Source organism: Lentisphaera araneosa HTCC2155 (genome assembly GCF_000170755.1).
GTDB classification, from domain to species: Bacteria; Verrucomicrobiota; Lentisphaeria; order Lentisphaerales; family Lentisphaeraceae; genus Lentisphaera; species Lentisphaera araneosa.
The window spans coordinates 126,548-151,502 of record NZ_ABCK01000002.1 but is presented as its reverse complement, the minus strand read 5'-3'; the positions used below and the strand labels follow the sequence as shown (position 1 = coordinate 151,502).

The following is a 24,955-nucleotide window of genomic DNA, read 5'->3' as shown; positions in this document are numbered from 1 at the left end:
TCACTAATCTATCTAGAGCAGGTTATTTAAACAAAAACACTCACTTTAGGTCATTTATGAATCGCTTACCCTACGTATTACTTTTCCTCACTTGTGGGCTTTTTGCCGCTGAACGTCCCAATGTACTCTTCATCATTTGTGATGATTTAAATGATTACGTATCGGCTTATGAGAGTCATCCGCAAGTTAGAACGCCTCACTTAAAAGATTTTGCGAAAAGCGCCGTCACCTTTAAAAGAGCCTACTCGAACAATCCCGTTTGTGCCCCTTCGCGTGCAAGTTTATTTACCGGTGTTTACCCCCACGATTCTGGAAATTTATTTTGGAATAAGTGGTATGAACAAAAGACCTTGAAGCATAACAAAACGATAATGGAGCTCTTTCGCGAGAATGGCTATAATGTCATTGGAACGGGCAAGCTTTTACACCATGAACAAAAGCAGCTCTATACCGAGTTTAAAAATAAAGCAAACTATGGTCCTTATTGGTTAAAAGATGGGAAAACCGTGGCGCATCCCGATGTTCCTCAGCCCTTCGCCGAAATTGGCGCAATTGATGGCTCTTATGGCTCGATTGAGAGTGCGATTTCCAAACAAACAAAAAATGAGCATTGGTTTTCGGGTGATTGGAGATTTATCAAGACACCTTTTAATTTCGAAGGACCCAATCGCGATTTAACGCCCGATGAACTCAATGCGAAATGGGTATCCGAGCGCATTGAAAAATTGGATCGCAGTGGCAGTGATCAAGCTTTTTTCCTGTCTGTAGGTTTTGTACGCCCGCATACACCTTTGCATGTTGCGCAAAAATACTTTGATATGTTCCCCATCGATCAAATTCAACTTCCCGAGATTTTGGAAAATGATGCCGATGATACTCATTACACCGACCTTTTTGATGCTGATAAAAAGGGCTTGATGTATTTTGATTTATTGAAAAAATCCTATCCTAATTGGCAGGAGGGGATCAAAGCTTTTACCCAGGCTTATTTAGCGAGTATCGCAGCAGTGGATGAAAATATTGGGCGAGTCATTAAAACTCTTGATGAAAGTCGTTTTAAAGATAATACGATCGTTATTTTCACTTCTGATCACGGCTGGAATATGGGAGAAAAAGATTACCTCTTTAAGAACTCACCTTGGGAAGAGAGCGGGCGAGTACCCTTTATTGTGCGAGCTCCGCAAATCGCAAAAGCAGGTAGCAAAGCCGAACACCCCGTTTCTCTCATCGACATCTACCCCAGCTTGGTAGACCTCTGTGGACTCGAAGGTGATAATCGCAAAAATGAGCGTGGCGCCAAGTTAGGTGGTTTTAGTATTCGTCCCTTTTTAGAAGAGCCCAAAAGTATGGACTGGGATGGTCCCAAGGGAGCGCTGACCATGATTTACGCTGGGGCGCACACGGGTATGGATCCCGATTTACAGCATTGGACCTGGCGCACCAAGGATTTTCGCTACATTCGCTATAATAATGGCATGGAAGAACTCTATGATCATAGCAAAGATCCCCGTGAGCTCACTAACCTTGCGAAAAACCCTGAATACGCTCAAATCAAAGAGGGGCTCAAACAGGATCTCATCAGCTTTGGTCAGTTTGATTTTAGCAAGCCTGTTAAGAGCCCCATGAAAAAAGCTGCAGTTAAAAATGAGAAGTCACCTATGGAAAACAAGGATGGTGAGTACTGGAAAAAGAACTACTTCAAGAATAACCCTGATGCCGATACCAACAAAGACGGGGAACTCAGCTGGAAAGAACTCAATGATCATAAGAAAGCTAGGTAAGGCTTTTTCTAGGATCCATCGTGAAACGATTTAACAGTAAATAGCCCGACATGTAAATGTGGGTGTGAATCATCTCCCTAAAATAATTGTGCCTCTAGGTACAATACCTTAAGGCATTGTACATTAGCCTGGGATTGACATCCCAGGCTAATTGAAGTTTAATGGCTTCACCATATCCCATGTGGAATAATCTATTTTTTGATGCGATAATCTTTTTGTGGATCGTAATGGGGATTGCGCTCAGGTTTGGGACTATTGCTTTGCTGACGCCACTGCTCAAGTTTTTTGAGCATTTGCGCGGCGCGTTCTGGCTGTTCTTTGACGAGGTTGTTCATTTCGCCAATATCTTCTTTGAGATTGTAGAGCTCAAACTCCCCTGTCTCGTAGTATTCCACGAGTTTGTAATCGCCCATGCGTACTGCACCCGCGGGCCCCATGGAATTAATGTGATGGTAATGGGGGTAATGAATAAACAGTGCTTCCCTTTGAAGTTCCTTTGCTTGCCCGTTCATTAAGGATGTTAAAGACACGCCATCTAGGTGCTGTTCTGGTTTTGCCGGGAGCTTCAGCATATCGAGGAGGGTCGGATAGATATCTGTGGTACACACGGGAGCTTGGAGTTCTTTGCCGCCTTTCTTTCCGGGCCACTTGATAATAAATGGGATGCGAATACCTCCTTCATAAACCCAGGCCTTGCCGGCTTTGAGCGGCAGTTGTGAGGTGGGGCAATTGGGACCCGTACTCGTGGATAATCCGCCATTATCGGAGCAAAATATAATGATGGTTTCATCGTCGATTTGGAGTTCCTTAAGAGTTTTGAAGATGCGGCCGATATTCTCGTCCATGGCTTCGACCATGGCGGCATAACTTGGGTTATTTTGCGAAGAGCGCGCAAAACTTTTGAGGACTGGAATTCCGGGCTGGTTTTTGTTGATGCCGAGTTCATTAGCCTTCGCTTCATATTTCTTTTTTAAGTCTTGGCGAGGAATAATGGGGGTGTGAACTGTGTAATACCAAAAGTTGAGAAAAAAGGGCGTGTCCTTATTCTCTTTGATATAATGGATGGCTTTATCAGTGAGTTTATCTGTGAGGTAATCACCTTCTTGACCATCTGCCATGTCGGGAACATTTGTCGAGGGGTGCTGCTTGCTTTTATAAGGGAAGTAAAATGAGCCGGGCTGACCCATGCGATGTCCTGCAATATTGAGATCAAAGCCATGTTTTTCGGGGAAGTGATTTCGAGAAGTATCGTGGTGAGCTTGGAGATGCCATTTACCGATGTGAGCCGTTTTGTAACCCACTTCTTTGAGGGCTTCGGCGAGAGTAATGTCCTCTAAGGGCATATTGCCTTTGACGGGAACGGGTGTGAGTTTGTGTCCGGGACCTTTGGGACCAGAAGAACCACTATGATTGCTGAGGCCCACACGGCTCGGGTACTTACCTAAAAGGATACTCGCTCGTGTAGGAGAACAGACCGGATTGGCGGCATAAGCATCGGTGAATCTAAAGCCTTCTTTGGCCATCTTATCGAGGTGGGGAGTTTCGTAAAATTGACTGCCGTAGCAAGCGATATCATTCCAACCTAAGTCATCGATGAGAAAGAGGATGATATGAGGACGTTTACTTGAAGCTTTCTTGGGTAATTCTTGGGCAATAAATTGTGCGACTCGCTTTGCCAAAATCGAAGAACCCTCGCTGGTGTAATGAACATCGGCGGGTTTCTTAAATTTCTCGGGGAGCTGTTTACTTATGGTGAAGAGGTCGTTGACGACAATGTCATTGTTAACCATGATTTTGCGAGCTTCGCTATTGTAACTGCGATTATCTTTTTGGTAGCGTCCCGCTTCGCCTTCGGGAACAAAGGTGGTACTGGCCCAAATGAGTTTGGCATTAGTTTTTTTGAGTCGAGTAATAATCTCTTCTAGGTTTTTTTTGTACTGGGGGATTGCTACTGAAACGCTGCCATTCACTTTATCGCGATGGCCATAGACTTTGGCATCAGGGTGGCGGTAACAGAGATCGTGCAAACCGAAGTTAAAATGAATCACATCCCACTTGGTCTTACCCAGCCACTTATCGAGGCTTTTCACACCCTTGTTAGTGTCGCCACAATTTGTTTTGGGGCGGAAGACATTGGCCTTACCTTCAAGTAGTTTGACGACTTCTTTGTGATAACCAATGGAGATCGAATCCCCAATGATTAATACATTGGGTAAGTTAGCATTGATTTTCCCTTGGAATTTGAGGTTCTTTTTATCGCTACCAGGCGTGTAAAATGATGTGTCGGCGAAGAGGGGAAGAGAAAGAAATAAAATGAGTAGAAATCTGTACATAAAGGGACCTTGTTACTTTTATCTATAAATATCTTAACAATGTCATGGCACTTTTGTAACATGTATAAAGATTTTTGTGAAGCGTTTATCGCAGTAGCTTAGAGTTGCTGCTTAGATTCTACAGTTCATCTGAGATATGTTTAATTATATCCATTTGGTGGTGTAAAAACCTAAGTATTTCTATCCCATCATCACATTGTCTGTAAAAGATATAATGCTTTCCTTCGGAGACGTAATAAATATCTGTTGTTAACTTAGGATGTTTTCTGCCAAGGTCTGGGAAAGTGACAATGGCGTTCAACCTATTTTTTAATTGATTTTGGTAAATAGAAACTTGATTAAGTCCCCATTCTTCGAGTGTATATTTAATAATATTTTCGAAATCTATTGCAGCTTTTCTAGTTAAAAAGTATTTTTTACTCATTCTGCTTTATGACTCGATTTACAATATCATCGAGAGTTGATTCAGACCTACCAGAATCAGCTGCATCTTCTAGTAGCTTATTGAGAGTATTCCAAGAGTTTTGTTTTTGCTCTTCTTTTTCGAGGTTTCTAATGGAGGCTCTAATAACTTCACTGGCATTAGAGTATAAACCAGATTTAACTTTGCGTTGAACTATGTCGTGTAATTCAGGAGTGAGTGATACATTCATCTGCATGATCTGGCCTCTTATATAAAAATATACACTAATATAGCTCTAATCTTTATATAAAACAATTCTTTATGATTTAAACATTGAGGATGTGTTATGCTCAAATAGGTACGGTGATGAGTCTAGCTAAAATTTTTCGTGTGCCGTCAATTTTATTAACGCCGTTTTTTTCCTTTCCAGTGGCGCATGGGGTTGGTAGTTCCTATGAGGCCATCTTGTTCAATGCCTTTGTAAACGAGGGGAATGAAAGGGTTGATGGGTTCTTGGAGGCACCAAGCCATGGCCCGCAAGAGGATGAGACGGAATTTTGGGTCGTAATAGGTGAAGGTATTGTGACCTGCGGAAGTCGCAAAAACGCGACCTTTACCTAGTTCATAAGTCCAGAAAACGGGGTGGTACTCTTTTGAGAGCTGATCTTTGCTAGCAGGTTTTTTACTGTGTCTTGGAGAGCCACTTTTGACTTTGCCAATGACATTAATATTTTCTTGCTGATGCAGGTCCCAATAAAACTCATCGGAGAGGCTGAGTTGAGCAGGAAAGTTTTTGAAGATGGGGTGAGAGTTATCAATTTTAATTTTGTCAAAGAGCGCGCCCCACTTGGATTGCCCCTCATTCCACGCACAGCCGAGGCATTTGGAAAGCTTTTCTCCCTTTTCACTGGGGCGAATAATGACACTCTCATGCAGAGCAATGACATGACCTCCAGCTTCAATATAATTTTGTAATTGAGTGATTTTCTGGTCGCTGAGGTTTTCAAAATGCAGGTACATGCAGATGATGTCGGCTTCAGCGAATTGTTGTTCAGTGGGGAACTGAAAGGCTTCATCAATAGTGATTTTTGGCACGGATTTAAGTAAGCCGAGCATCAAATCTTTAACTTTTACGTAGTCATGGGCACCAGGGGTGTGATGCTTGTCGAAGCCATAGAGCCACAGGACCTTGATTTCGCGACTGAGGCTTTTGTTTTGAAGTGGGCCAATAAGTTCTTGAAGGACTTCTTTTTTTAGGGGGGCTTTAGGCTTTTGCCAGAGGTGCTGCGCCTGTAGGCAAAAGCCAAAAACTAGGATGAAAAGAAAGCTTTTCACTTAATCCAATTCAATTCCTTAAACTGAGGCTTAGGACCCTGCCAGGCTTTGCCAATAATTTTGACTTTACCGCTTTTAGGACGAAGGGCTTCCGATTCTACCAAGCGGAATTCTTTGGTACCCTCCCATGAAGGGAGAATCTTGTCATCAGCGTCTTTAAAGTCAGTTGCAGTGAAAGTAAATTCGTTGATTTGCCCACCCTTGACTTGAAATTCTTTGACATATTTATCAACGCCAATGATGAGGGCATTATCCTGTTCAGCATAGACCTTAAGTGTCATTGCGGAATTTGGACTTGGAGGCTGATAAGCGGGGTGATAAAGCTTGTGAGTTTTGCGACCCCATTGCTGGACTTTGTAAGTGAACCATTCTTTCTCCCAATTTTCTTTAAAGTCTTCGAAGTTGAGAGTTTTCTGGATAGTTGTTTCAATACCTGCCGCCTGAAGTTCAGTGGGTGCAATCATTTTTAGTAAGGAAGAGTTGATGAATTTATCCGCCTTATAAGTTCCGTAATAGTAACCCGCACCAGTGACTTCTTTATCCATTTTGTAGATCACGTTGGCGTAAACCCAGAGGGGTTTTTCTGTGGAGTAGAGATCGAGCACAGCGGCATATTTGCCCTTGTGAAGATTAGGCTTGGCGAAATGCCAGAATTGATTGATCTGTCTATGTCGATCTTTACCTACCGTAGAGCCTTGCTGGGTATAATAAACCTCCACAGATTCTATGGGCATAGATTCATCGACATTGACGACAATGATAGGGCGTTTCGCATTGTTTTTGAGCATGACATGAGTTGTGGGAGCCTTGGGCCAAGTGAAACTCTGTTTTAAGTATTGATCCATCCACAGTTGAGTCGCCACTTCGGCTTCGGGGATATCCTGGTGATTATTATGAGGGGCCGCTGCAATGCGCCACTGATCGGTCTTGATTTCTTTGATCGTTTGCGGGAGGTCATTAATTCTTCCGTGGAAATCATTGGCGGGGCTGAGAAAAACGGTAGGGCAAGTAATGTTTTCTAGGTTAGTGGCGTCGCCTACACCATTGTAATGTTCAGCATGTTTTTTTTCTCGATCACTGATGCCACCACATGATGGCGCTGCCGCTTTGACGCGCTTGTCGGCAGCCGCAGTAAGTACGGTGATTTTTCCGCCCATGGAATGGCCGTAAACCCCGAGTTTATCACCGTTGACTTGGGGCTGCTGTTCAAGGAAAGTTAAAGCTCTGCGAGTTGCCATGGTGATGGGAAACCAAGAACTATTGCGCGCGGATTTTACATTATCGATTCGCCATTTATCAGCCGGAAGATCTCCAAAGGCATGGATTCCACTTCGTGAAGGCGCATGATAAGCATCAAGAGCTCCCCAATCAGTGGTGACTTTGAAATGTTTGTCAGTGGTATCGCCTTTCCAAAAGGCTTTTACTTCGGTGGGACTCACAACATAGCCTGGCGCGTTTAGGCGGCCGGCCCAAGCAATGGAAAGTGTGGTGTAGCCGCGTTTAGCATTAGTAACTATGGCTTGGTACTGCGCGTATTGCCCGCCGCCATGCACTTGGAGTAGTCCTGGGAGATTTTTCGCTCCTTTCGGGTAACCATAAACGGCGGCCATCATCGACTTTTGACCTTTGAAGATACCCACGCGGAAGCGAATGACTTTGATCACGACGCCATCTTGTTCGGTTTCGTGAAGGACCTCCACATCAAGAGGTTCTTTTCGTGGGTCGAAATCCTTCCACATTTCTTCAAAGTTTTTTGGAACTTGGGCGTCAGGGTAAGAGGGCAGAGTTTCTTGTAGTTTTTCCGCAGATAAACTAAGGGAAAAGAGTAGGAGGAGTAAATACTTGAGGAGTTGTTGCTTGAACATAGTAGGCCTTTGATATGTTTTAGTAAGTTGTCTTACCTAACATCGACAGTACTGTTTATGTTACAGCTTAGGACATATTAAATTCAATAATTGTGAAAATTATCGAGCTGAATCCCATTTGGTACCTGATGTATCAGCAGTTGTTCCTACCCCACCGTCAGTGCGAACCATAGATTGGATGTAATTCATTTTTTCCACATGGCCATCGGCCATGGCAAAATTAAATTTCATGTCACTGTGAGAGGGGTCATTTAATTGAAAGATCTCAGGGTTGATACCACCCCATTCCCAGGAGTTACCTAGACGTAGTCTAACTAAATTATCTACGCCAACAACTGGCTGCGAGTCAAGAGGGGCAAAATTTTCGGCGTAGGCAATAACGTCATTACTACTGTTTAAATCACTAGCTTTCATTGAAGCACTTGGTATGTCACCAGCCCCTCTAACCCAAAAACCAGCGATACCTCGGTGAGCGCCAAGTTGAAAAGCTGGATTAATGGGGCCTCCATAAATTAGTGATGATTGTCCATAAGTTCTCATAATGAATACAGGATCTTCTCGATCGTCTAGTGGGCAACGGTATATCGCGCCATGCTCTTTACCACCAGGTAGCTCTGTCTGCATGGCGCCCCATTTTCCAAATGCCCCTGCCATCATGGCTTCATCTAAACCGCGGCCGTCGTATTGACCTAGGTGGTCATCCCAGCTAGTAGAACCATTTGAGTTAGAAGCAGGAAAATAACCTTCATTATCATCCATAAATAAGGCTGTGGAAATAGTAATTTGCTTTTGATTACTGGTGCAGACAGCGATCCTGGCTTTTTCACGGGCTTTGCCAAGTGAAGGCAAAAGCAAAGAGCTCAAAATCCCGATAATGGCGACCACAACGAGAAGCTCGATGAGTGTAAATGATTTGGTCTCCAAGGAATGTCTATAATTGTTCCGTCGATTTTTACTCACTGAAATTCTCCTATTTGTACCATTAATTAAAGAGTACTTATCTATGTTGAACTTCAGTATTTTGATTCCGTTACAAGAAGTGGATTTTTGTTGCGGATATTTTAAATAGTACAGTTAATCATATGAGGCTGAAAAAATTAGAATTTGCGAAGGCATTTAACCTTACAATTCTCATCATTTGAATGGTGTTGGCTTGCTCAGAGTTCGTAGTGTGGTGAACTAAGTAGCTTGTTAAAATACTTATAGTTTATTCAATAATCGTCTGATTTGAGCAGCTTAGAGCAATGGAGCTAATCTTTCCTCCAGTTTGAGGGATATTAATTAAGATTTTATTGATTTTTTTAACTAGCTTGGTGGGGATATCAAATTCCTCATAGCCAAAAAAGTTTCCATCTTTATTCGTATGATCCAGTTTTCGAAAAAATTTTACTCCATTAAAATTTACATAAAGGTTTTTTTGAAAACCGCCTTTTCGTCCAAAACAAACACGTAATTTTGATGTGGCGAGGTTTTGCATGGGGCAATTTAAAATGAACTCTGTTGCTTGTCCCGTATTGTGTAAAGTAGATTCTGCAAAAAAGGTTTTGTTCAGTTGTTGAGAGTTGAATTCTACCTCCTCACTATCTAAGGTGATTATTATTATACTTGTTTCCTCTACTGAGAGGGGAATATCTTTCAAATTATCACGAGGGATATTTTCAAATTTAATTTTTCCTTTGTCTAACCACAAACGCCGTTGTTGAATACCTTTTATTTTGGAATTGTCCACTAAGGTATTAATATCAATATTAATTCGGTAGGGGTTTAAATTATTGACTGCGAACTGAATAATATTTTCATCTCTCACAGCATGTAGGAAGACATTTTTTGCCTTAGTTTGAGTGGCGATAAGCTGGCCTTTGTAGCCCTGCCAAAAGTCCAAATATAAACTCTGCGTATTAGCTGTGATCGAACCGTCATCTTGGATGTCGAATATGGCATCTTGTTCGCCATGAGCCCACCAATTAACAGGTAATAAAAAAGGTACGATAATTTTAAATTCGTGAGCGCGATTCATATATCGCATCATGAGCGAATTATAGTTTTTCAGCTTAATCCAATGGTCAATCTCATTTTTAGCTCGCATTAAGGTGCCAGTTTCAGAAATAATGAGAGGCTTGATATTGTTCGTTAAAATCATATGATTTCTGATTAAGTCTAGGTCGGCCTCTAAGCGCCCGGCAAGGTATCCGCCATAATTATTTAAACGATTGGGGTCATTAATAATAAGTTCTTTCACTTCGTAAAAATGATGAGAATAGAAGTCTAAGTGTTCTTTAGTTAGATCCATAAAACGCAGTTGTTGATGAGCAAGATTAAAGCCATTTTGCCCCCCAGCATCCAAATGCATCCACGCACTAGAAGGTCCTCCGATTTTCAGTTCAGGATTACGTTGTTTGATGGTTTTAGCGACTGTGTTGTGAAACTCCGCTAATAAATTCCAGCTATCATAAGCTTTTTCCCAATGATACACCCATTCGCTTTTAATGGTAGATTCATTTTTGACTTCCCAGTATTTCGCGATGAGTTCATTTTGGCGTTTCTTGGCTTCAATAAATCTAGAGGCAAGGTCGGCAGCAGAATCAAATAGCTCGACTGCAGGAGTCCCTTTTTCATTTCTACTCTTTAAATTTTTAGCTTCAATCCAGCTGGGCCAATTATTGAGGCATGAGACAAACTCGAAATCATTTGGATAGTGTTGTTTGAGCAGGTTAATTTTTTTTAAATCGGGCTGATAATTTTTTTCAAAAAAAGAATTATCACTCCAGCCCTTTCGCTTGGGGTCTTCATTTAAAGTCGGAGCATTTTTAAGGCCATAGCCCATTTCTAGGATAGCTTTGAGCTTTTTCATTTGGCGACCTGGGTAAAAACCTTTGTCCTTAATAATTTTCAAGGCATCCCATTGAACTGAAGGGCCATCAATATCACAATAAACACGACGGAATTTATCTAATTCCAAATGCTTAATACCCTCTATACTTCGGCTAGTTTGAGGAAATAAATCAGCCTTGATTTTTATGATCGGTAGATCATTTCCCAAAATTGACCAAGCGCGATCATCAAAATGAGGAGATATTCCAATTTTATTATGAAAGACGACAGAAGTAATGGAGCCTTGACCACTTATTTCTATAAAACTATTATCATTAGTGATTTTCGAAGGCTTAATATCGATAAGTTTGGCTGAATAAAGTTGTGAATGAGAAGATTTTGGTTTTAGATAGAGGAATTTTTGACCAGCGGTATTGAGGTGTACTTTGATTTTGTTTATTTTATGACCGCGTATGTTACACTCATCAAATAAATTCAAAGTTTGAGCTAGGGGTGAGGGGATAGGTACCTTTATAGTGTGAACTATATCTTGGCTTTCTTGTAAAAGTTCAATGGAGCGAAGACGTAATTCACCGGTGTTGATATGCTTATACCACTCGATTTTGAAATTTTTAGATTTAGCCATTTCAAAAAGTTGCTTTAAAGAATCTTTTTCGGCTTGGACTTTAGGTGGCAGAATAATTTCCGTAGATATCGCATTAAGGGTGTTCTGTTCTGTTATGACTAACTTTTGTTGAAGATTTTTCTCTTGATAAGCTAAACTCACAGCCATTAGCGATAAAATAAAAAGTAAAAAGGTTATTGAGGAGGGGAGTCTTTTTAAATTAATCAAAATAAATAAGCTACTTTAATGGGGTAACTTTAATATTATCAAACTCGTAAGAATAACCATTCTTTGATTGTCCGGGCCACACTGAACTTGTGAGGTAGACTCCCTTAAATTTTTTATTGATAGTATGAGTACCTTTGTATAATGAAATCTTAGTTGCTTTGTCTATGATAGAAACCTTACAATTGCCATTATTGTTGTCCACGATCAATTCAATAGTCATCCAATTATTGGATTTGTAGGTACAAATATTTGAAGCAACTAAGCGCCCATTTTGAAATTTTGTCGCTTTTAATTGGAGTTTTCCAGCACCAAGTTGGATCCTGAAAAGTTCGTCATTTGTATCCCAGTTGCTAATCGCCAGCAATTTTCCCGCGGGGGTGGCAGTGGTAGAAACTTTAACATCACAACTCAACTTAAACTTGGAATCAGAAGCTTTGGCTAGATTTAGCGGAATCTGTACTTTGCCCGAGTCACTTTTGTCTGTGCTATAAATCTTTAAGGCATTATTAGCATCAGACAGTTGAATGATTTTAAACTTTCCTTTAACAAGTGGATGTTTGGTAGAATTAGCTTTTACGTCATTAAAATTTAAGTCAGTTGGAGCTGCTGTTAAGGATAAACTTAATGATAAAAATAAAAATGTTAAAATGAATCTTTTCATGAATATACTCCATTTTTTCTAATGATAAATATTGTTTCTTATGGCTTGGGATAGCCTTGCCATGCAATTATTTATAGTCTTATTCCTTATGTTTTGGATATAATTAAACTATACTTCTTTTGTTTTAAAAGCAACAGGAAGGTTTTCTTTTAATGAAAACACTTTATACAGATATGTTTATTGTCTTTTATTTATCAGAGGGTAGAGGGAGTTCAGTATGTATTTCTTTTACCGTTCAAAATTTTATAAAAAGTAATATATAAAATAAAGTGAGAGAGAGTGCGATATTTAAATCCCTATTTTCTAGGAAGATATAAAAAAAGCCGCCAGGAATTTTCCTGGCGGCTTCTTGAGAATGAAATGGCTTTAACTTAGCTGGAGTTGATTATTAATTTTGAGTAGGCTTGGGACCTTTGTGTCGTTTACCTTTTTCATCAAACCACGGTTGAGGCATGGCTTTTTGTTTATATAGCTCAGAAGTCGGAAGCTTAATATATTTGATGCCTCTTTTTTTCTTATCTAGGTTTTTATTCAAATCAGCTTCTGTGACTTTGCCAGCGGGAACGCCACCCTTGGGGACTTCCATACGAGCTGTCCAAACAATCGCATTGAGTACGAGCTTACGGAATTCATCAACGGCCCAGTTGCGGTGATAGTGACCACCTACGAAACCAACTCCGCGACCTCCTTCTTCTGCTTTGGGATCTCTGCACCACATTAGGGCTTGCTCTTTACCAAAACATTTTTCGCCATGCTGATTCCACATATTGATGTAGCGAACAATTTTATCGGGTGTTGGAGTTGCGACAGCTACGGGACGACAGCAGTCATCTTTAGTGGGCCAAACCATGTTGAAATAAAATTCGTCATAGGCTGTGAAGGGAGTGACGCCACGTGAAATATCTTCTTTTGCCACGGGCTTGAGGTCGGCAATCCAGTGGGGGTTGACCGATTGGGAGTTAGCCATATAGGCACCGATCCAATTTGTGAAGTATTTTTCACCAACCTCTTTTGAGGGATGAACGCCATAGTGCATGAACATAATGCCCATGCCATCTTTTTTGACTTTATTATTCAAGAACTCATACTTATCACCGAAACGTCCACCAGCATCAGCATAAATGACACAAGCATCCACATCATCAAAGATACTTTCGTCCTTGGGCCAGCCGTAATAATGAACTTTGGCTTCGATAGCTAAACCCGATTGATTGAGTTTTTCAGCTAAAATCATGCAACCGGCGCGGAATTCATGATCACCACTACTATGACTTGGTTTTCCCGCTAAAAAGAGGATTTTTTTCTTGTCAGCTGCCTGTAGAAAGGCAGTGAAAATAAAGAGGACGGTAAGGTACTTTAAGGCAATTTTTTTCAAACTTGTGACTCCATTGTGTTTTTGTACTTAACAAATTAATTCGTTAATTGTATCAAATCTTGCGCTGAAAAATAAAATACTTTGAACTATTTAATAATCCAATATTTAATCATCAGCTGATAGATCGCGCCAGGGACTTGCGTATTGAAGTATAAAGTAGGACACAAGCACAGCTGTGTTTTACACGCTTCAATTATTGAAATAAAGTAAAGGACGAAAAAATGCGCAAGGGATTATTATTAATATTACTAAGTTCGACAGTGTTGCTGGGGACAGCGTTCTCTCAAGGGAAAAGATCTGCAAAAGAAAAGAGGGGAACAAGCAAGGCCGTGGTATATAAAGCGGCTAATGGGGTGCTAAAATCGGGGGTCTTTCATATCCGTCAATCTTGGGCTGAGGTCATTGATTACGATCGAGCCGTTTACGTGCAGGTTCCACAGGGAGAGGGTCCCTTTCCAGTTTATATTGCGCTTCATGGTCGCGGTGGAACGGGTGAGCGTAAAATGATGAATTTAAAGAGAATGACAGATAGGATAGTGATTGCACCAGATGGTTACAATAAGGGCTGGTCACAAAAAAGGCCTGATGTGGATTTTGTCCGTCAAATTATTAGCTATCTCAAAACGTGTAAAGTTGTTGATGGGAGCAATATTGCTATTCATGGTTCGTCTAATGGCGCAGGGCTTTTGTATCGTTTGATGATTGAATTGGAAGAAGGTACTTTTCATCATGGCATTTGCTCAATTGGGGGGCTCACTACTGAGCGTTATGATGGCAAGAATTTTTTGTGGGACCCTACAGGAGGAGATAATAATAAAACAGCTATTGTACCTGCAAAAGGAAGACGTTTTTTACAGATAAATGGAACTGAGGATCAAATTGTACCGTATACGGGGGGGACAGGAACTTTGGGTATAAGTTTTATAGCTGCCCAAGATAGCTTTTATCGTTGGGCTGTTCACATGGGTGAAAAAGCTCCTCAATTAGCGGACTCCGCAGGAAAGCCACATCCTAAAAATAATAAGCTCATGACTTATGAATACTTAGATGGGAACTTTAAGCATATTAAGGCCGTGGGTTCTAAGCATGGTGTGCAAGGCAAAGAAATCAAAGAGATCATTCACGAGTTCATTTCTCAGCCAATTATGAAAAAGTAAAATACTTCGCTATACGCTCAGAAATTTTGTGCGGAAAATTAAAAAATAATGAGTGTTTCTTTTCATAACTACCCATAAAGCGGGGTAAGGCCCCCTAGTCGCCTGTTCAAGGGCCTTGCCAGATAGGCGGACAAAAAGTATTAGTCCGTACGGCAGCATTCTGCAGGGAGAGCTCGAGAGGGATAGCGTCCATCTCCTGTGCGAAGCACCATGCCTGTGGGTAATCGTATTTCTTTTTGAAACTCACTTAAGCGCACGAGAACTTATTAAATTTATGGCTCAGCCTTAAAAGCGATGTCACATTAAACTGAGTCATAATGTGTGTAGAGGTATTAGAAATGAGTCTGCCATCATGGCAGGTCTTATTTACTGCTTATTAATTAATATCGTTAAGGGTTTTATGATGAAATACTTCAATTTTGTTCTTCTTGCTTCATTCATGTTTTTTTCAGTTAGTGCTGAAGAGGGCTTTACGGCACTTTTTAATGGCAAAGATTTAAGTGGCTGGACTGTGCGCAATGGGACGGGAACTTATCGAGTCGAAAATGGCGCCATCATCGGCAAAACAACTGATGGCAGTAAAAATACTTTTTTATGTTCAGATAAATTATTCAGTGACTTTGAGTTAACGCTAGAGGTAAAACTGATTAATGATCAGCTTAATTCCGGTATACAGATCCGTTCTAATGATAATAATGCTAAAAAACGAGTCAATGGACCACAAGTTGAAGTGGAAGCAACTAAGGGAAAAGGCGCGGAGTCAGGTTATATCTATGGCGAAGCATGCGGTGGATGGATGACTCCCAAAGCCAAACTTAAGCCACATACCCTCATGAAAAACGGTGAATGGAATACCGTTCTCATTATTGCGAAGGGCGCAAAAATTCAAACTTGGATCAATGGTACGCAAGTTTCTGACCTCACTGATGACGCAAAGTTAAAAAGCCACCCCGAAGGTTTCATCGGCCTTCAGGTTCACTCCATCCCAAAGGGCAAAGGCCCCTATGAGGTGACTTGGAAAAATATTATGATCAAAGATTTGAAGTAGAACTCTGTTTTTGATAAATGTCGATTAGGAACTCGTCGTTTCAATCAGCAGGCTAAAGCCTGAACTGCGAGCCTAATGCTGTATGTAGTCCCCGATTTATCGTGCGCCAAAAAACGTCAATGATCATATGCGGATCATGAGTCCGGAACTCCAAGTTATTTAACTTCCTGTGCAGGGAAGGCGTAGACAGGCCAGCCATCTTTTTCGCAGAGGTTAGGGATGGCGATGTCGCTCCAGCCCATGCGAACGTATTTGGGGGTGGGAAGGGATGCGGAAGTGACTTCCACGGTTTTGCCTTTAATTGCGGCTTGCGCAGCGACAAAGTTTTTGCCGTCAGCAGAGAGTTCAAAATGAGTCAGTGGCTTGCCGTCAAAGCTGGTGAGTGAGTTCTTGAGGTTCTTAAAACTGACAATGACTTTGCCGTTTGCGGACTTCGCAGAAGCGAATTCCGGAGCTGAAGCATTGTTGGACTTCCCGTAGTTTTTGTTGAGTGCGAGATCCGCAAGTCTTTCACCAACGGGGCGTTTATGCTGGGGGTGGATATCTTTTATATTAATGTTGGTGTCGTGAATGGGGATGATGCCGACGCCGAGGATTTCTTTGGCGCCGCGGTATTGGGCTTTCCAGACATTATCGCCGAGCGTGTGATCTTTTGGGTTTTGTCCACGAGTGTAATCAAAAGGAGCAATCTGAACTTGATAGAGGGGGATGTCTTTAACTCGGAAGGCTTTGGACCAGCCGTAGGAGAGAGCTTTAAGTTTTTCAAAATATTTATTGTCGGTACGGTTGGATTCGCCCTGATACCAAATGGCACCTTTGATGGCGTAGGGAGTCAGCGGGGCGATCATGGCGTTGTAGATTATGTTTTCAGCCCAGCCATTGACGCGATCTTCGAGAATAGAGGTAGTGATGCCTTTTTCTGCGAGTGTAATAGCGTGATCAATGGAGTCACGCATGCGTTTGAGTTTGTTGAGACGAACATTGGGGTCGTTATTTTGATGGTGTTTACGCAGGGGAAGATTTTGGCTTTTATAGCCCTCTTCAGAAATGAAATTATCAATTCTCATGCCACCCCAGTTAGCATCTAAAATTCCAATGGGAACATTGAGCTCATTGTGTAGCTTCGCTGCAAAGTAAAAGCCTACGGCAGAAACCATGTGGGAGTGTTTAATAAATTCAGCGGGAAGTTTCCAGCGACCAAGGGTGTCGTCCATGGGGGTACCTGCCTGGAGGTGATGCTCCACGTGGAAAAAGCGAATGTTTTTGTTATCAGCAAAAGTTTTGGCGTACTCAAATTCCTGCTTGTTACTTTGGGCAAAAGTCCATTCCATGTTGGACTGGCCGGAGGCGAGCCAAACTTCACCGACGAGGATGTCGTTTAAAGTGACGGAATTTTTCCCCTTGATGATGAGGTCGCGTCCTTGAGCAGAAGCCTGAAGGGGTTCGAGTTCCACCATCCATTTTCCTTTCTCATTGGGCATGGCAGTCTTTGTCTGGCCCGCAAAAGAAACGGTGACCTTTTCACCCTGATCGGCCCAGCCCCAGATAGGAACTTTGGCATTGCGCTGGAGCACCATTTGGGAATCCATGATTTTTGGTAGGGTGATATCTGCCTGAGCCTGAAATAAGAAACTAGCCGAGAGCAGGAGTGCTTGAGAAAGCTTGGATTTGAACATTTTTTTTCCTTTGAATTGAAGTGATTTAAATAAAAGTATTTTTAATTGGAGCTCTTGTCGAGTTTGAGCTGAACATTAGAGATGGCGAACTTGTCGCCTTTTGAGCTTTTTATCTGATTGACGCCTAGGGCGATGACAAGTCGTTCGACATTAGCTGGCACAGTAATTTTTTGATCTGCTAAAGTTTGCCATGAGCAGCTACCGGGAGCAAAGCTGGAAGAAGCGAGCTTTTTACCTGAAATAGGAAGTTCTTCCACTGAAGAAAAGCTGTTGCCATAACCGAGTTGATCATCTTTGGAATCTTTGAAGTAGGCGAGGATAGCCCATGAAAATTGGTTCTTTTGGGTTTGTTCCACGTCTTTACTCATGTAATCAAAGGAGAAAGTATAATTTCCTGCAGGAGGTGACTCAAGGCTTTGGTACATTGCACTGGCCTTGTCACTATTAAGGTGATTGTTGATAACACTATGATTTTCTTTGTTGAGTTTAAATCGGTCGTCAAACAAGGGGATGTACCAGGTTTTTGCTTGGGATGATTTCGCTTTAAACTCATTCCATTTGGCTGAGTGTTTAACGCCTTTTGAAAAATCACCGTTGTCAATAAGTTCGCTGGATGGAGATGCGATGGCACGGATGGTAAGTTCATCAGTTATATTATTAAGAGACTTATCCCAGCCATCAAAAGCCCAGCCGTACTTGGCGCGAATAAATGGCTCTTGAGCGTTTTTGCCATCAGTAACTTTTTGATCTAAAGAACCATCGCCGAGATGTTCTAGCCCTGAGGGAATAATAAATTTGACTGCGTGGACTTTGCGGTAATTGGCTTTGACTACGACGTCTTTTCCAGGCATGTAAAAGAGTGTATTGGGGTTTTGAGCATCATCAATTTCGCCATCGGAAATGGTCCAATTATAGAATTGTTTATCTCCCTTAGTTGTTGGAGCCTGAAGTTTTATGAGTTTGGCTTCGGCGTAGGATCCGGAAGCATCGGCATTTTGGACCTCGAGCTTAAATTCAGTTTCTTGTGGAGCTTTAAAAGCAAGTTTGTTTTTCCCAGCTTTAATGGGGAATTCTTTACCATTGATGACCAGAGTATAAGCCTGGTTAGTACTGATGCTGATTTCATCTTTGCCATTATAAATGATGTCTGTGGCAATTTTTCCAAATTTGAAGTTTTTGATGCCGTGGCGCGATTGTTGGTGAAGGTTCCATTCAACCAGTTTATTTTTGGCATCCACTGTGTGGAAACCCAAAACGTTTTCAATGAACATGGAAATGGGGCCAAGCGCCGACCAACCACAAAAATCTTTACGAACGATGTGACCATTTTGGCGCACAACGGGGTAATCACGAGTCGGACTATAGCATTCCCAAATGGTTTTTGGTTCAACGGTATCGTAGGTGCGTGCCATGTGAGCGATGAGGTTCTCGGCAGCTTTGTTAGCTTCTTTATGATAACCGTACTTTTCTAAAGCCTTGGTCCCCATGTAGGCAGTGGGGAGCCAAATGCCACCACGCCAGTAGGCACCATCGGGACTGACGAAGTTTTTGTCGCTACGGGAAACGGTAACCCAGGGGCGCATGCCACCAAAGATTTTTGGGTCGGAAATGTGTTCAGCCATGCGCTTAGCTTGTTCAGGGCTACACATTTCTGCTAGCATGGGCCAGTAGGAAGCGGGAGTTTTGATTTTATAAAACTTCTTGCCATCTTCTGAAATATCATAGTAAATGCCGTCTTTTTCGTCCCAGTAATGAGTGTTGACGAGTTTTTTGATTTCTTCGTATTTATTTTTCCACTTGGCGGCCATTTCATCTTTGCCGATGCGTTCAGCCATGCGGTAAATAGCGAGAGCAGATAAGCCTTGCTGAGCTAAAGCATCGAGCCATAAGCCATGGGGCGCACGTGGAGTGTTATCCATGCCGCTTGGGCAACCACCCCATTTATACCCGAGAGGAGTATTATCTTTGGAGACGGGAGCACTTTCACCACCTTTGTACTTAAAGCGCCAGCCTTTTTCCAAGTCGTGGAACCAGTTGAAATGCTTTTGCAGGTATTGGGTGTCAGTTAAGAGTGTTTCGGCATGTTGGTCATCACCTGTAAAAAGGTAATTGCCGTATTCGGCCCAGGCAAAGAGCGGGGGATTATCCGGATGCTGAATGCCTAGGGGGAAGTTTCCTGATTTATATTTGTCGGTATGAAAGGCTTCGTAAAAGTTATTGAGTGTTTCGACGCCGGGGAATTTTTCCGGTGAGTATTTACAAAAAAGAACCATGAAACAGGTGTCCCAAATCCAGACATGGCTACTGGCGAATGCTTCGTCCATGTAAGGACTTTGGGGGATACCGTCTTTGATGTCGACATGATCATAAGCCTGCTTCCAGGCAGTCCAGTAGAGGTCGACATAAGCGGGCTCTTTATCAAAAATGGGTTCGGGAACCCAACTGCGTTGGAAGCTTTCTTTTTTGGCTGGTGAGAAAGCCAAAGCTGAGAGAGAAAATAGGAAGATTAAAAAGTATTTCATGAAATTTGTTAATTGATTTTAGTTTACAGGCGTGTCATTGAGCAATTTGCTTAAGGTAGGTTCCATGGCTTCGGCCCAAACTTGATAGCCCTTAGTGTTGGGGTGGAGTAGGTCGGGCATGAGATCCCTAGAGAGTTTGCCGTCTTTGTCGAGAAAGGATTGATTAATGTCCAGGTGATAAACCGTTTTGTTGTCGGCCAAGTTGGGGAGCATTTTATTAACTCGCTGATTCTCTTGGCGGAGGGGATCGGAATGATCTTTCCCGCGTGGAAAAATGGAGAGCACTAGGATTTTTGAACTGGGTAATTTTTGTTTCAAAATGTCGACAATTCGTTCGATTCCCTTGAAGGTGTTTTCGGCCTTGTCTTTGCTAACATGAGTATTGTTGGTGCCAATCATCAAGACGCAGACTTTGGGCGTTTGTCCTGCAATTTGACCATTTTGTAAACGCCAGATGACTTTGCCGGTGGTGTTGCCTCCGAAGCCGAGGTTCATGGCATTTCGATGCTTGTAGTATTTGTCCCATACAGAGGATCCCCAGTTTCCATCGCGGTCATAAAAGTGTGTGATGGAATCGCCAATGAAAATGAGATCGTGATTTGAAGCTGCGGCTTCTTTGACTTTGGCCTTATGACGATCGCCGTTTTGAGCTATAGGAATAATAGCTGAAGGAGGATTCGGGTCTTTTGCGCTGTCCGCAAGTTCTTTACTGATGAAGTTCTCCATGGCATTAGCCCAGACAAAATAGCCTTGATCACTTAGATGGACGCCATCGTGATAATAGAGTTTCATGTTCTGACTACCGTCGGAATTGAGGAACTTATCGTAAAGGTTTAAGAAAAAGACATTTTTATTATCTACGAGTTCAGGTAAAGATTTATTGACGATACGGTTTTTCTGATCGAGTTGCTGTACTCCACGGGGTAGTATGGAGTGGAGTAGGATCTTACTTTGCGGAAGTCGCAAACGCAATTCAGAGATGATTTTTTGAATCCCCACGAGAGTATCTTTGGGATCGAAGTGGTTAGAATTGTTGGTGCCAATCATGAGGCTGATCACTTTGGGCTTGAGGCCTTTTAGTTCACCTTTATCAATTCTCCAAAGAACATTTTGTGTTTTGTCGCCGCCGTAACCGATATTTAAGATTTTGCGGTCACCATAAAAGTAGTTGTAGCTAGGGCTGCGTTCCCAGTAATGTGTGATGGAATCTCCGATGAGTAGGAGATCCACATCTGCGTTGGCCACTTCCTGGAGTTTTAAATCATGGCGTTCTGCCCACCATTTGTGGGGCTGTGGAACGGGATTGATAGTTTCGGGTTGAGTAAATGCGATATTCGCAAAAAAAATCAGTAAAAAATAAAGACAATTATCTGTGAGTTTCATTTTAAATGGAGATGATTTCTTTTTTAGGTTTACTAGGTGTTTGAACTGGCATTGAACCTTTTTCCTTTTTTGACTCAAATTGCTTATCTCTTTCACTACGATTTGTTGAGGAGCCATTTATTTCAAAGTCTGAGAATTCAGCACCGGCGGCATTTTCATCTTTAGAAGAGGTGGAGAACATGCCGATATAGAGCTTTTTAGGTAAGTTGACATTAGCACTATACTGTTTTGTCCAAGAGCGTTTATCAAGAGAAAAAGATGCGGTGAAATCATCTCCTGAACGATCAATCTTCAACCAGATGGGGACTTGGTTATTACCATTTTCATGATTTCCTATGCCTCTTTGACCTTTGTTTTGTCTATAAAAAGCACAAGTTCTAAATAGAGTATGTGCGAAGGAAAACATCGGGGCATCATCATCGAGACTGGCTCTAAACATTAAACCATAGAAGTCAAAGTGGACACGGTTTTGTCCAGAGACTGAATTTACTTTTACTATGATACTGCCATCGCCTTCGAACTCCCTGTAGACGTAATTGAAGCTATCTTTTTGTTTGCCAATGGCATCGCTACCTGAACCACTAATAAAAAACTTCCCACCCCGAAACTGTACCTCACCAGAAGCGGGGGCGACTCCGATATTTTTTGACTGCCAAGGGGTGGGAAGCTGATTGTTTGAAGTATCGCTTGAAGCTTGATAACTGATAGGGGTGGCTTTAATTTCTTTGGCTTTCTCGAGGCCATCGACTTTCTCTTCAAGTTCAATGGAGACGTCGATTTGATTATTGAATTGCTTTTCGTAGTCGGCTGCATTGAGTTCCAGACCACCGCCATTCATAAGAATCGTTTGCGGATAATCGCCACCGACCCATTTGATATTGCGCATTTGACGTCCCTTGCCGTGTTTGGAATTGGCGCGGAAGGTTTGCGTTTGACCATTGGCGTTCACTCTTAAGCTGCTGTTGATCGTAAGGTGATCAAGAGTTTGCCAATCTTTTGGCGTGCCGTTGTGAGTGTTTTTGAGGGGTTTTAGATCTGTAACGTCAATTTCCACAGTCTGCCAATCATTTGATTTTTTAAGCGGCTTGACGACATAGAACATGCCTGCGGCATATTCGCGACCATACTTAGAGTAACAGTTGAATTCGAGTTCGAGGATGAGGTTCTCGGCATCGGGGTCAAGAACATCAATTGAAAGCTTGGAGCCAATGGGACCTCGCCATTTTGGGTCGCGGATTTTGCGAGTGTGAATGGCCGTTTGTGAATATTTATACCAATCGGGCAGGTCTGATTTTTGTAAATCTTTTTCGATGATGCGAGTGAATTGATCAGTGACTGCTGGGTTGGCTTTTTGAACTTCAGCAATTTCATATTTTTGAATGTTGGTACTCAAGATATAGGTGTCAGCTGGGTTTTTGTTCCAGCGTGGGCCATGGAGATTGAGTTCTTTTGGGTGCTTATAGAAGACGTTGGCCATGGCGAAGAAGCCGAGATTCTTGGAGAGTATCGGTGCGGAAGCAATGTACTTATTGCCGACTTTTTTTGCTCTTGCCGTACGGTGAAAGCGGAATTGACCATTGGGATCCTGCGTATAGAAAATTTGCACATGGTCAATTTCTTTTGATGTGTCGGGGATGAGGGTGATGAGCGGGCCATTTTTATCGCCCTTTAAATCAACTTTGATTTTTGGCGTCTTAGGGAGCTTATATGTGCCTTTGAGGTATTGCTCAAACATGAGTAAGTCAACATAGGAAGACTCGTGAGCATGACGGTGATTGAGGTGAGAACTAATGGAAAAGCGTACGGGAGTGGATGAAGGAATGGCAGGCCAGTTGAAAGCCATGTTGGACATCATGCCATTGAAGTCATTTTGTGGGCCATTATACATGATAGGTGCTTTGACGTAGGGAAGCATTTTTGCATCATCGATGTACTTGGCATAAAGGGGAGTGATCGGCTGAGGGCGCGCTGAATTGCCTTTACGCTTTTTGAGTTCAGTAGGTGCAGTTCCAGTGCCGCCGCAAGAAGGTACGGCAACTTTAATGCGGTCATCGGTTCCGGCGAGCATGACTGAGAGTTTTCCCCCCATGGAGTGACCATGAACACCGATTTTATTTGCATCGACAAAGTCGAGTTTCTGTAGCAGGGTGATCGCACGTTTGTTGGCTAAGTTGATGAGGTACCAATTATTATTGCGTGGAGAATCAAAGTCGTCGTAACTCACGGGACCTGCTTCAGTTTTTGCATACCAGGCATTATTTTTTTGGGTTGCGTCGAGAGGTGCCCAGTCAGTGCCAATTTTTCCTTCTGCAGGCTGACCTGCTTCCTGGTGCTGCATGAGGCGTCCGCCCCAGTTGGTTGCGAGAACCGCATAACCATTTTGAGCAATGCCCTGAGCGTAATCACCCATGGCGCGTTGACCACCTCCGTGAATTTGTACGATGCCAGGAAGTTTGCCCTTAGTATTTTTTGGAAAAGCTAGGTAGCCACCCATGCGCACTTTTTTACCTTTGAAAGTTCCCACCACATAGGAAATCATTTGAACTTTGACGCCATCTTTTTCGTACTCGTGGAGAACCTCTGTTTCAAGCGGGTCTTTTTTAGCATCAAATCTTGCCCAAAGTGCTGGAATACTCTCTGGCATATTATTTGGGGAAAGGGGAGGGAGGGTATCGTTCGATTTGTCAGCGGCGCTTGCGGAGATCGCAAATAATAAGGCTAATGAAGTAAAAGTTTTACGCATGGTGTTTGTCCGTATAGAAATTATAATAATTTTTGAATTTAAATATTAAACAGCAACTGTGAAGATTTTGATACAGATCAGAATTGAAAAAAGAAAGATTTAATCGCCCTTTGCAGTTGTCCACATACCTTGAGGGTTAGCAGGAGTACCTGAACCAATGACAGCTGATGAATAAGGATTGTGAGCCTCTACGTGACCATCGGCTAATAGATTGTTGACTTTTTGATTATTGTGAAGATCAAAAGTGGTATTAGTTGTATCTGTGTTGGTAGTATAGCCAATGCCATTTGGTCCAGCCTGAAATTCTGGTTCCAACAACATTGAACCTAAGCCTTGAGAATAGTCCCATCTAGATCCGCCTGTGTAATCTATTTCAGTTATAGCTAACGTTCCGCTGGTATCTTCTATACTATCAATTGTTCTTGTGTAAGGAGCTGTACCTACTGCATGATAAGCAAACCTATCTTTGCTACCATCATTTATTCGATTGGCATCGCCAGCGGCCATGCCATAACTTATTCTTTGGCGGTCGTCTCTACCAGCACAAGTTTTTTCTTTGGCGCTGGGACATCTTAATAGTTCAAGAGCCTGTTCTTCATTCCATATTGTTACTGCTGGATTAGCGAGTGTACTACCTCCCATGTACCCCCTTAATTGGTCTTCCCAGCCGTAAGCGCCAATAATTGGATTTTTAGCGTAGGGTAATTCGCCGTTGCTATCATCATAATATAGTTGCAATGCAATCCCAATCTGTTTTTGGTTATTCATGCAACTTGCTTGGCGAGCGGCTCCGCGAGCTGACTTTAACGATGGGAGTAATAGTGATGCAAGTATGCCGATGATGGCAATAACTACCAGTAACTCAATGAGAGTGAATTTTACTTCAGTTTTTTTTGAACTAAGCATATTAAGCCCCCTTAATTTTAGTTCGTTGATGTTGAAGATTTGGAAAGCGATTTTTGATCAACTTTCTCATCCTTTAAACATTAAAACGACGAGGCTTAAGATG

At 42.2% G+C, this 24,955-nt stretch carries 17 protein-coding genes; 3 read left to right on the top strand and 14 right to left on the bottom strand.

The window, feature by feature from the left end:
- Positions 1-56: 56 nt before the first annotated feature.
- Positions 57-1,781, top strand: coding sequence for a sulfatase (locus LNTAR_RS02140; protein WP_007276977.1), 1,725 nt, complete (start codon positions 57-59; stop codon positions 1,779-1,781).
- A 191-nt stretch (positions 1,782-1,972) separates the two neighbouring features.
- Here the strand turns inward: LNTAR_RS02140 and LNTAR_RS02135 are convergent, their stop codons facing one another.
- From LNTAR_RS02135 to LNTAR_RS02095, 9 genes are all read right to left on the bottom strand, one after another.
- A complete protein-coding gene (locus LNTAR_RS02135) occupies positions 1,973-4,114 on the bottom strand; it encodes a sulfatase-like hydrolase/transferase (protein WP_007276976.1) in 2,142 nt (713 codons plus the stop codon).
- 118 nt (positions 4,115-4,232) lie between these two features.
- Entirely contained in the window at positions 4,233-4,538 is a 306-nt protein-coding gene (locus LNTAR_RS02130; protein WP_007276975.1) for a type II toxin-antitoxin system RelE/ParE family toxin, read from the bottom strand.
- Entirely contained in the window at positions 4,531-4,767 is a 237-nt protein-coding gene (locus LNTAR_RS02125; protein ID WP_040914138.1) for a type II toxin-antitoxin system ParD family antitoxin, read from the bottom strand. Before LNTAR_RS02125 ends, LNTAR_RS02130 begins: the two co-directional genes overlap by 8 nt.
- A gap of 155 nt (positions 4,768-4,922) precedes the next feature.
- Positions 4,923-5,852 carry a ThuA domain-containing protein gene (locus LNTAR_RS02120; protein ID WP_007276973.1) on the bottom strand — a complete coding sequence of 310 codons (930 nt, stop codon included), beginning with the start codon at positions 5,850-5,852 and terminating at the stop codon, positions 4,923-4,925.
- Positions 5,849-7,717, bottom strand: a complete 1,869-nt coding sequence (locus LNTAR_RS02115) for a dienelactone hydrolase family protein (RefSeq protein ID WP_007276972.1) — start codon at positions 7,715-7,717, stop codon at positions 5,849-5,851. The genes LNTAR_RS02120 and LNTAR_RS02115 overlap by 4 nt, the downstream gene beginning before the upstream one ends.
- Before the next feature lie 99 nt (positions 7,718-7,816).
- The gene (locus LNTAR_RS24935; RefSeq protein WP_052607287.1) at positions 7,817-8,677 is read right to left on the bottom strand and encodes a type II secretion system protein; all 861 of its coding nucleotides are present in this window, start codon (positions 8,675-8,677) and stop codon (positions 7,817-7,819) included.
- A 247-nt stretch (positions 8,678-8,924) separates the two neighbouring features.
- A complete protein-coding gene (locus LNTAR_RS02105) occupies positions 8,925-11,315 on the bottom strand; it encodes a hypothetical protein (protein ID WP_157473146.1) in 2,391 nt (796 codons plus the stop codon).
- 76 nt (positions 11,316-11,391) lie between these two features.
- Positions 11,392-12,042 (bottom strand): hypothetical protein, encoded by a 651-nt coding sequence (locus tag LNTAR_RS02100; protein ID WP_007276969.1) that lies wholly within the window; start codon positions 12,040-12,042, stop codon positions 11,392-11,394.
- A 388-nt stretch (positions 12,043-12,430) separates the two neighbouring features.
- A complete protein-coding gene (locus tag LNTAR_RS02095; protein WP_007276968.1) occupies positions 12,431-13,417 on the bottom strand; it encodes a ThuA domain-containing protein in 987 nt (328 codons plus the stop codon).
- Positions 13,418-13,638: 221 nt separating this feature from the next.
- On the opposite strand from LNTAR_RS02095, the gene LNTAR_RS02090 reads away from it, so the two are divergent.
- The gene (locus LNTAR_RS02090; protein WP_007276967.1) at positions 13,639-14,574 is read left to right on the top strand and encodes an alpha/beta hydrolase family protein; all 936 of its coding nucleotides are present in this window, start codon (positions 13,639-13,641) and stop codon (positions 14,572-14,574) included.
- 352 nt (positions 14,575-14,926) lie between these two features.
- On the top strand, positions 14,927-15,622 hold the full coding sequence (locus tag LNTAR_RS02085; protein WP_007276966.1) for a 3-keto-disaccharide hydrolase: 696 nt from the start codon (positions 14,927-14,929) through the stop codon (positions 15,620-15,622).
- A 155-nt stretch (positions 15,623-15,777) separates the two neighbouring features.
- Here the strand turns inward: LNTAR_RS02085 and LNTAR_RS02080 are convergent, their stop codons facing one another.
- The 5 genes from LNTAR_RS02080 to LNTAR_RS02060 form a co-directional block, all read right to left on the bottom strand.
- On the bottom strand, positions 15,778-17,298 hold the full coding sequence (locus LNTAR_RS02080) for a sialate O-acetylesterase (protein WP_007276965.1): 1,521 nt from the start codon (positions 17,296-17,298) through the stop codon (positions 15,778-15,780).
- A 41-nt stretch (positions 17,299-17,339) separates the two neighbouring features.
- The gene (locus tag LNTAR_RS26465) at positions 17,340-19,820 is read right to left on the bottom strand and encodes an MGH1-like glycoside hydrolase domain-containing protein (RefSeq protein WP_007276964.1); all 2,481 of its coding nucleotides are present in this window, start codon (positions 19,818-19,820) and stop codon (positions 17,340-17,342) included.
- An 18-nt stretch (positions 19,821-19,838) separates the two neighbouring features.
- Positions 19,839-21,203 (bottom strand): GDSL-type esterase/lipase family protein, encoded by a 1,365-nt coding sequence (locus LNTAR_RS02070; protein WP_007276963.1) that lies wholly within the window; start codon positions 21,201-21,203, stop codon positions 19,839-19,841.
- A 1-nt stretch (position 21,204) separates the two neighbouring features.
- Positions 21,205-23,946 (bottom strand): dienelactone hydrolase family protein, encoded by a 2,742-nt coding sequence (locus LNTAR_RS02065; RefSeq protein WP_007276962.1) that lies wholly within the window; start codon positions 23,944-23,946, stop codon positions 21,205-21,207.
- 99 nt (positions 23,947-24,045) lie between these two features.
- Positions 24,046-24,852 carry a DUF1559 family PulG-like putative transporter gene (locus LNTAR_RS02060; protein ID WP_007276961.1) on the bottom strand — a complete coding sequence of 269 codons (807 nt, stop codon included), beginning with the start codon at positions 24,850-24,852 and terminating at the stop codon, positions 24,046-24,048.
- Positions 24,853-24,955 lie beyond the last annotated feature (103 nt).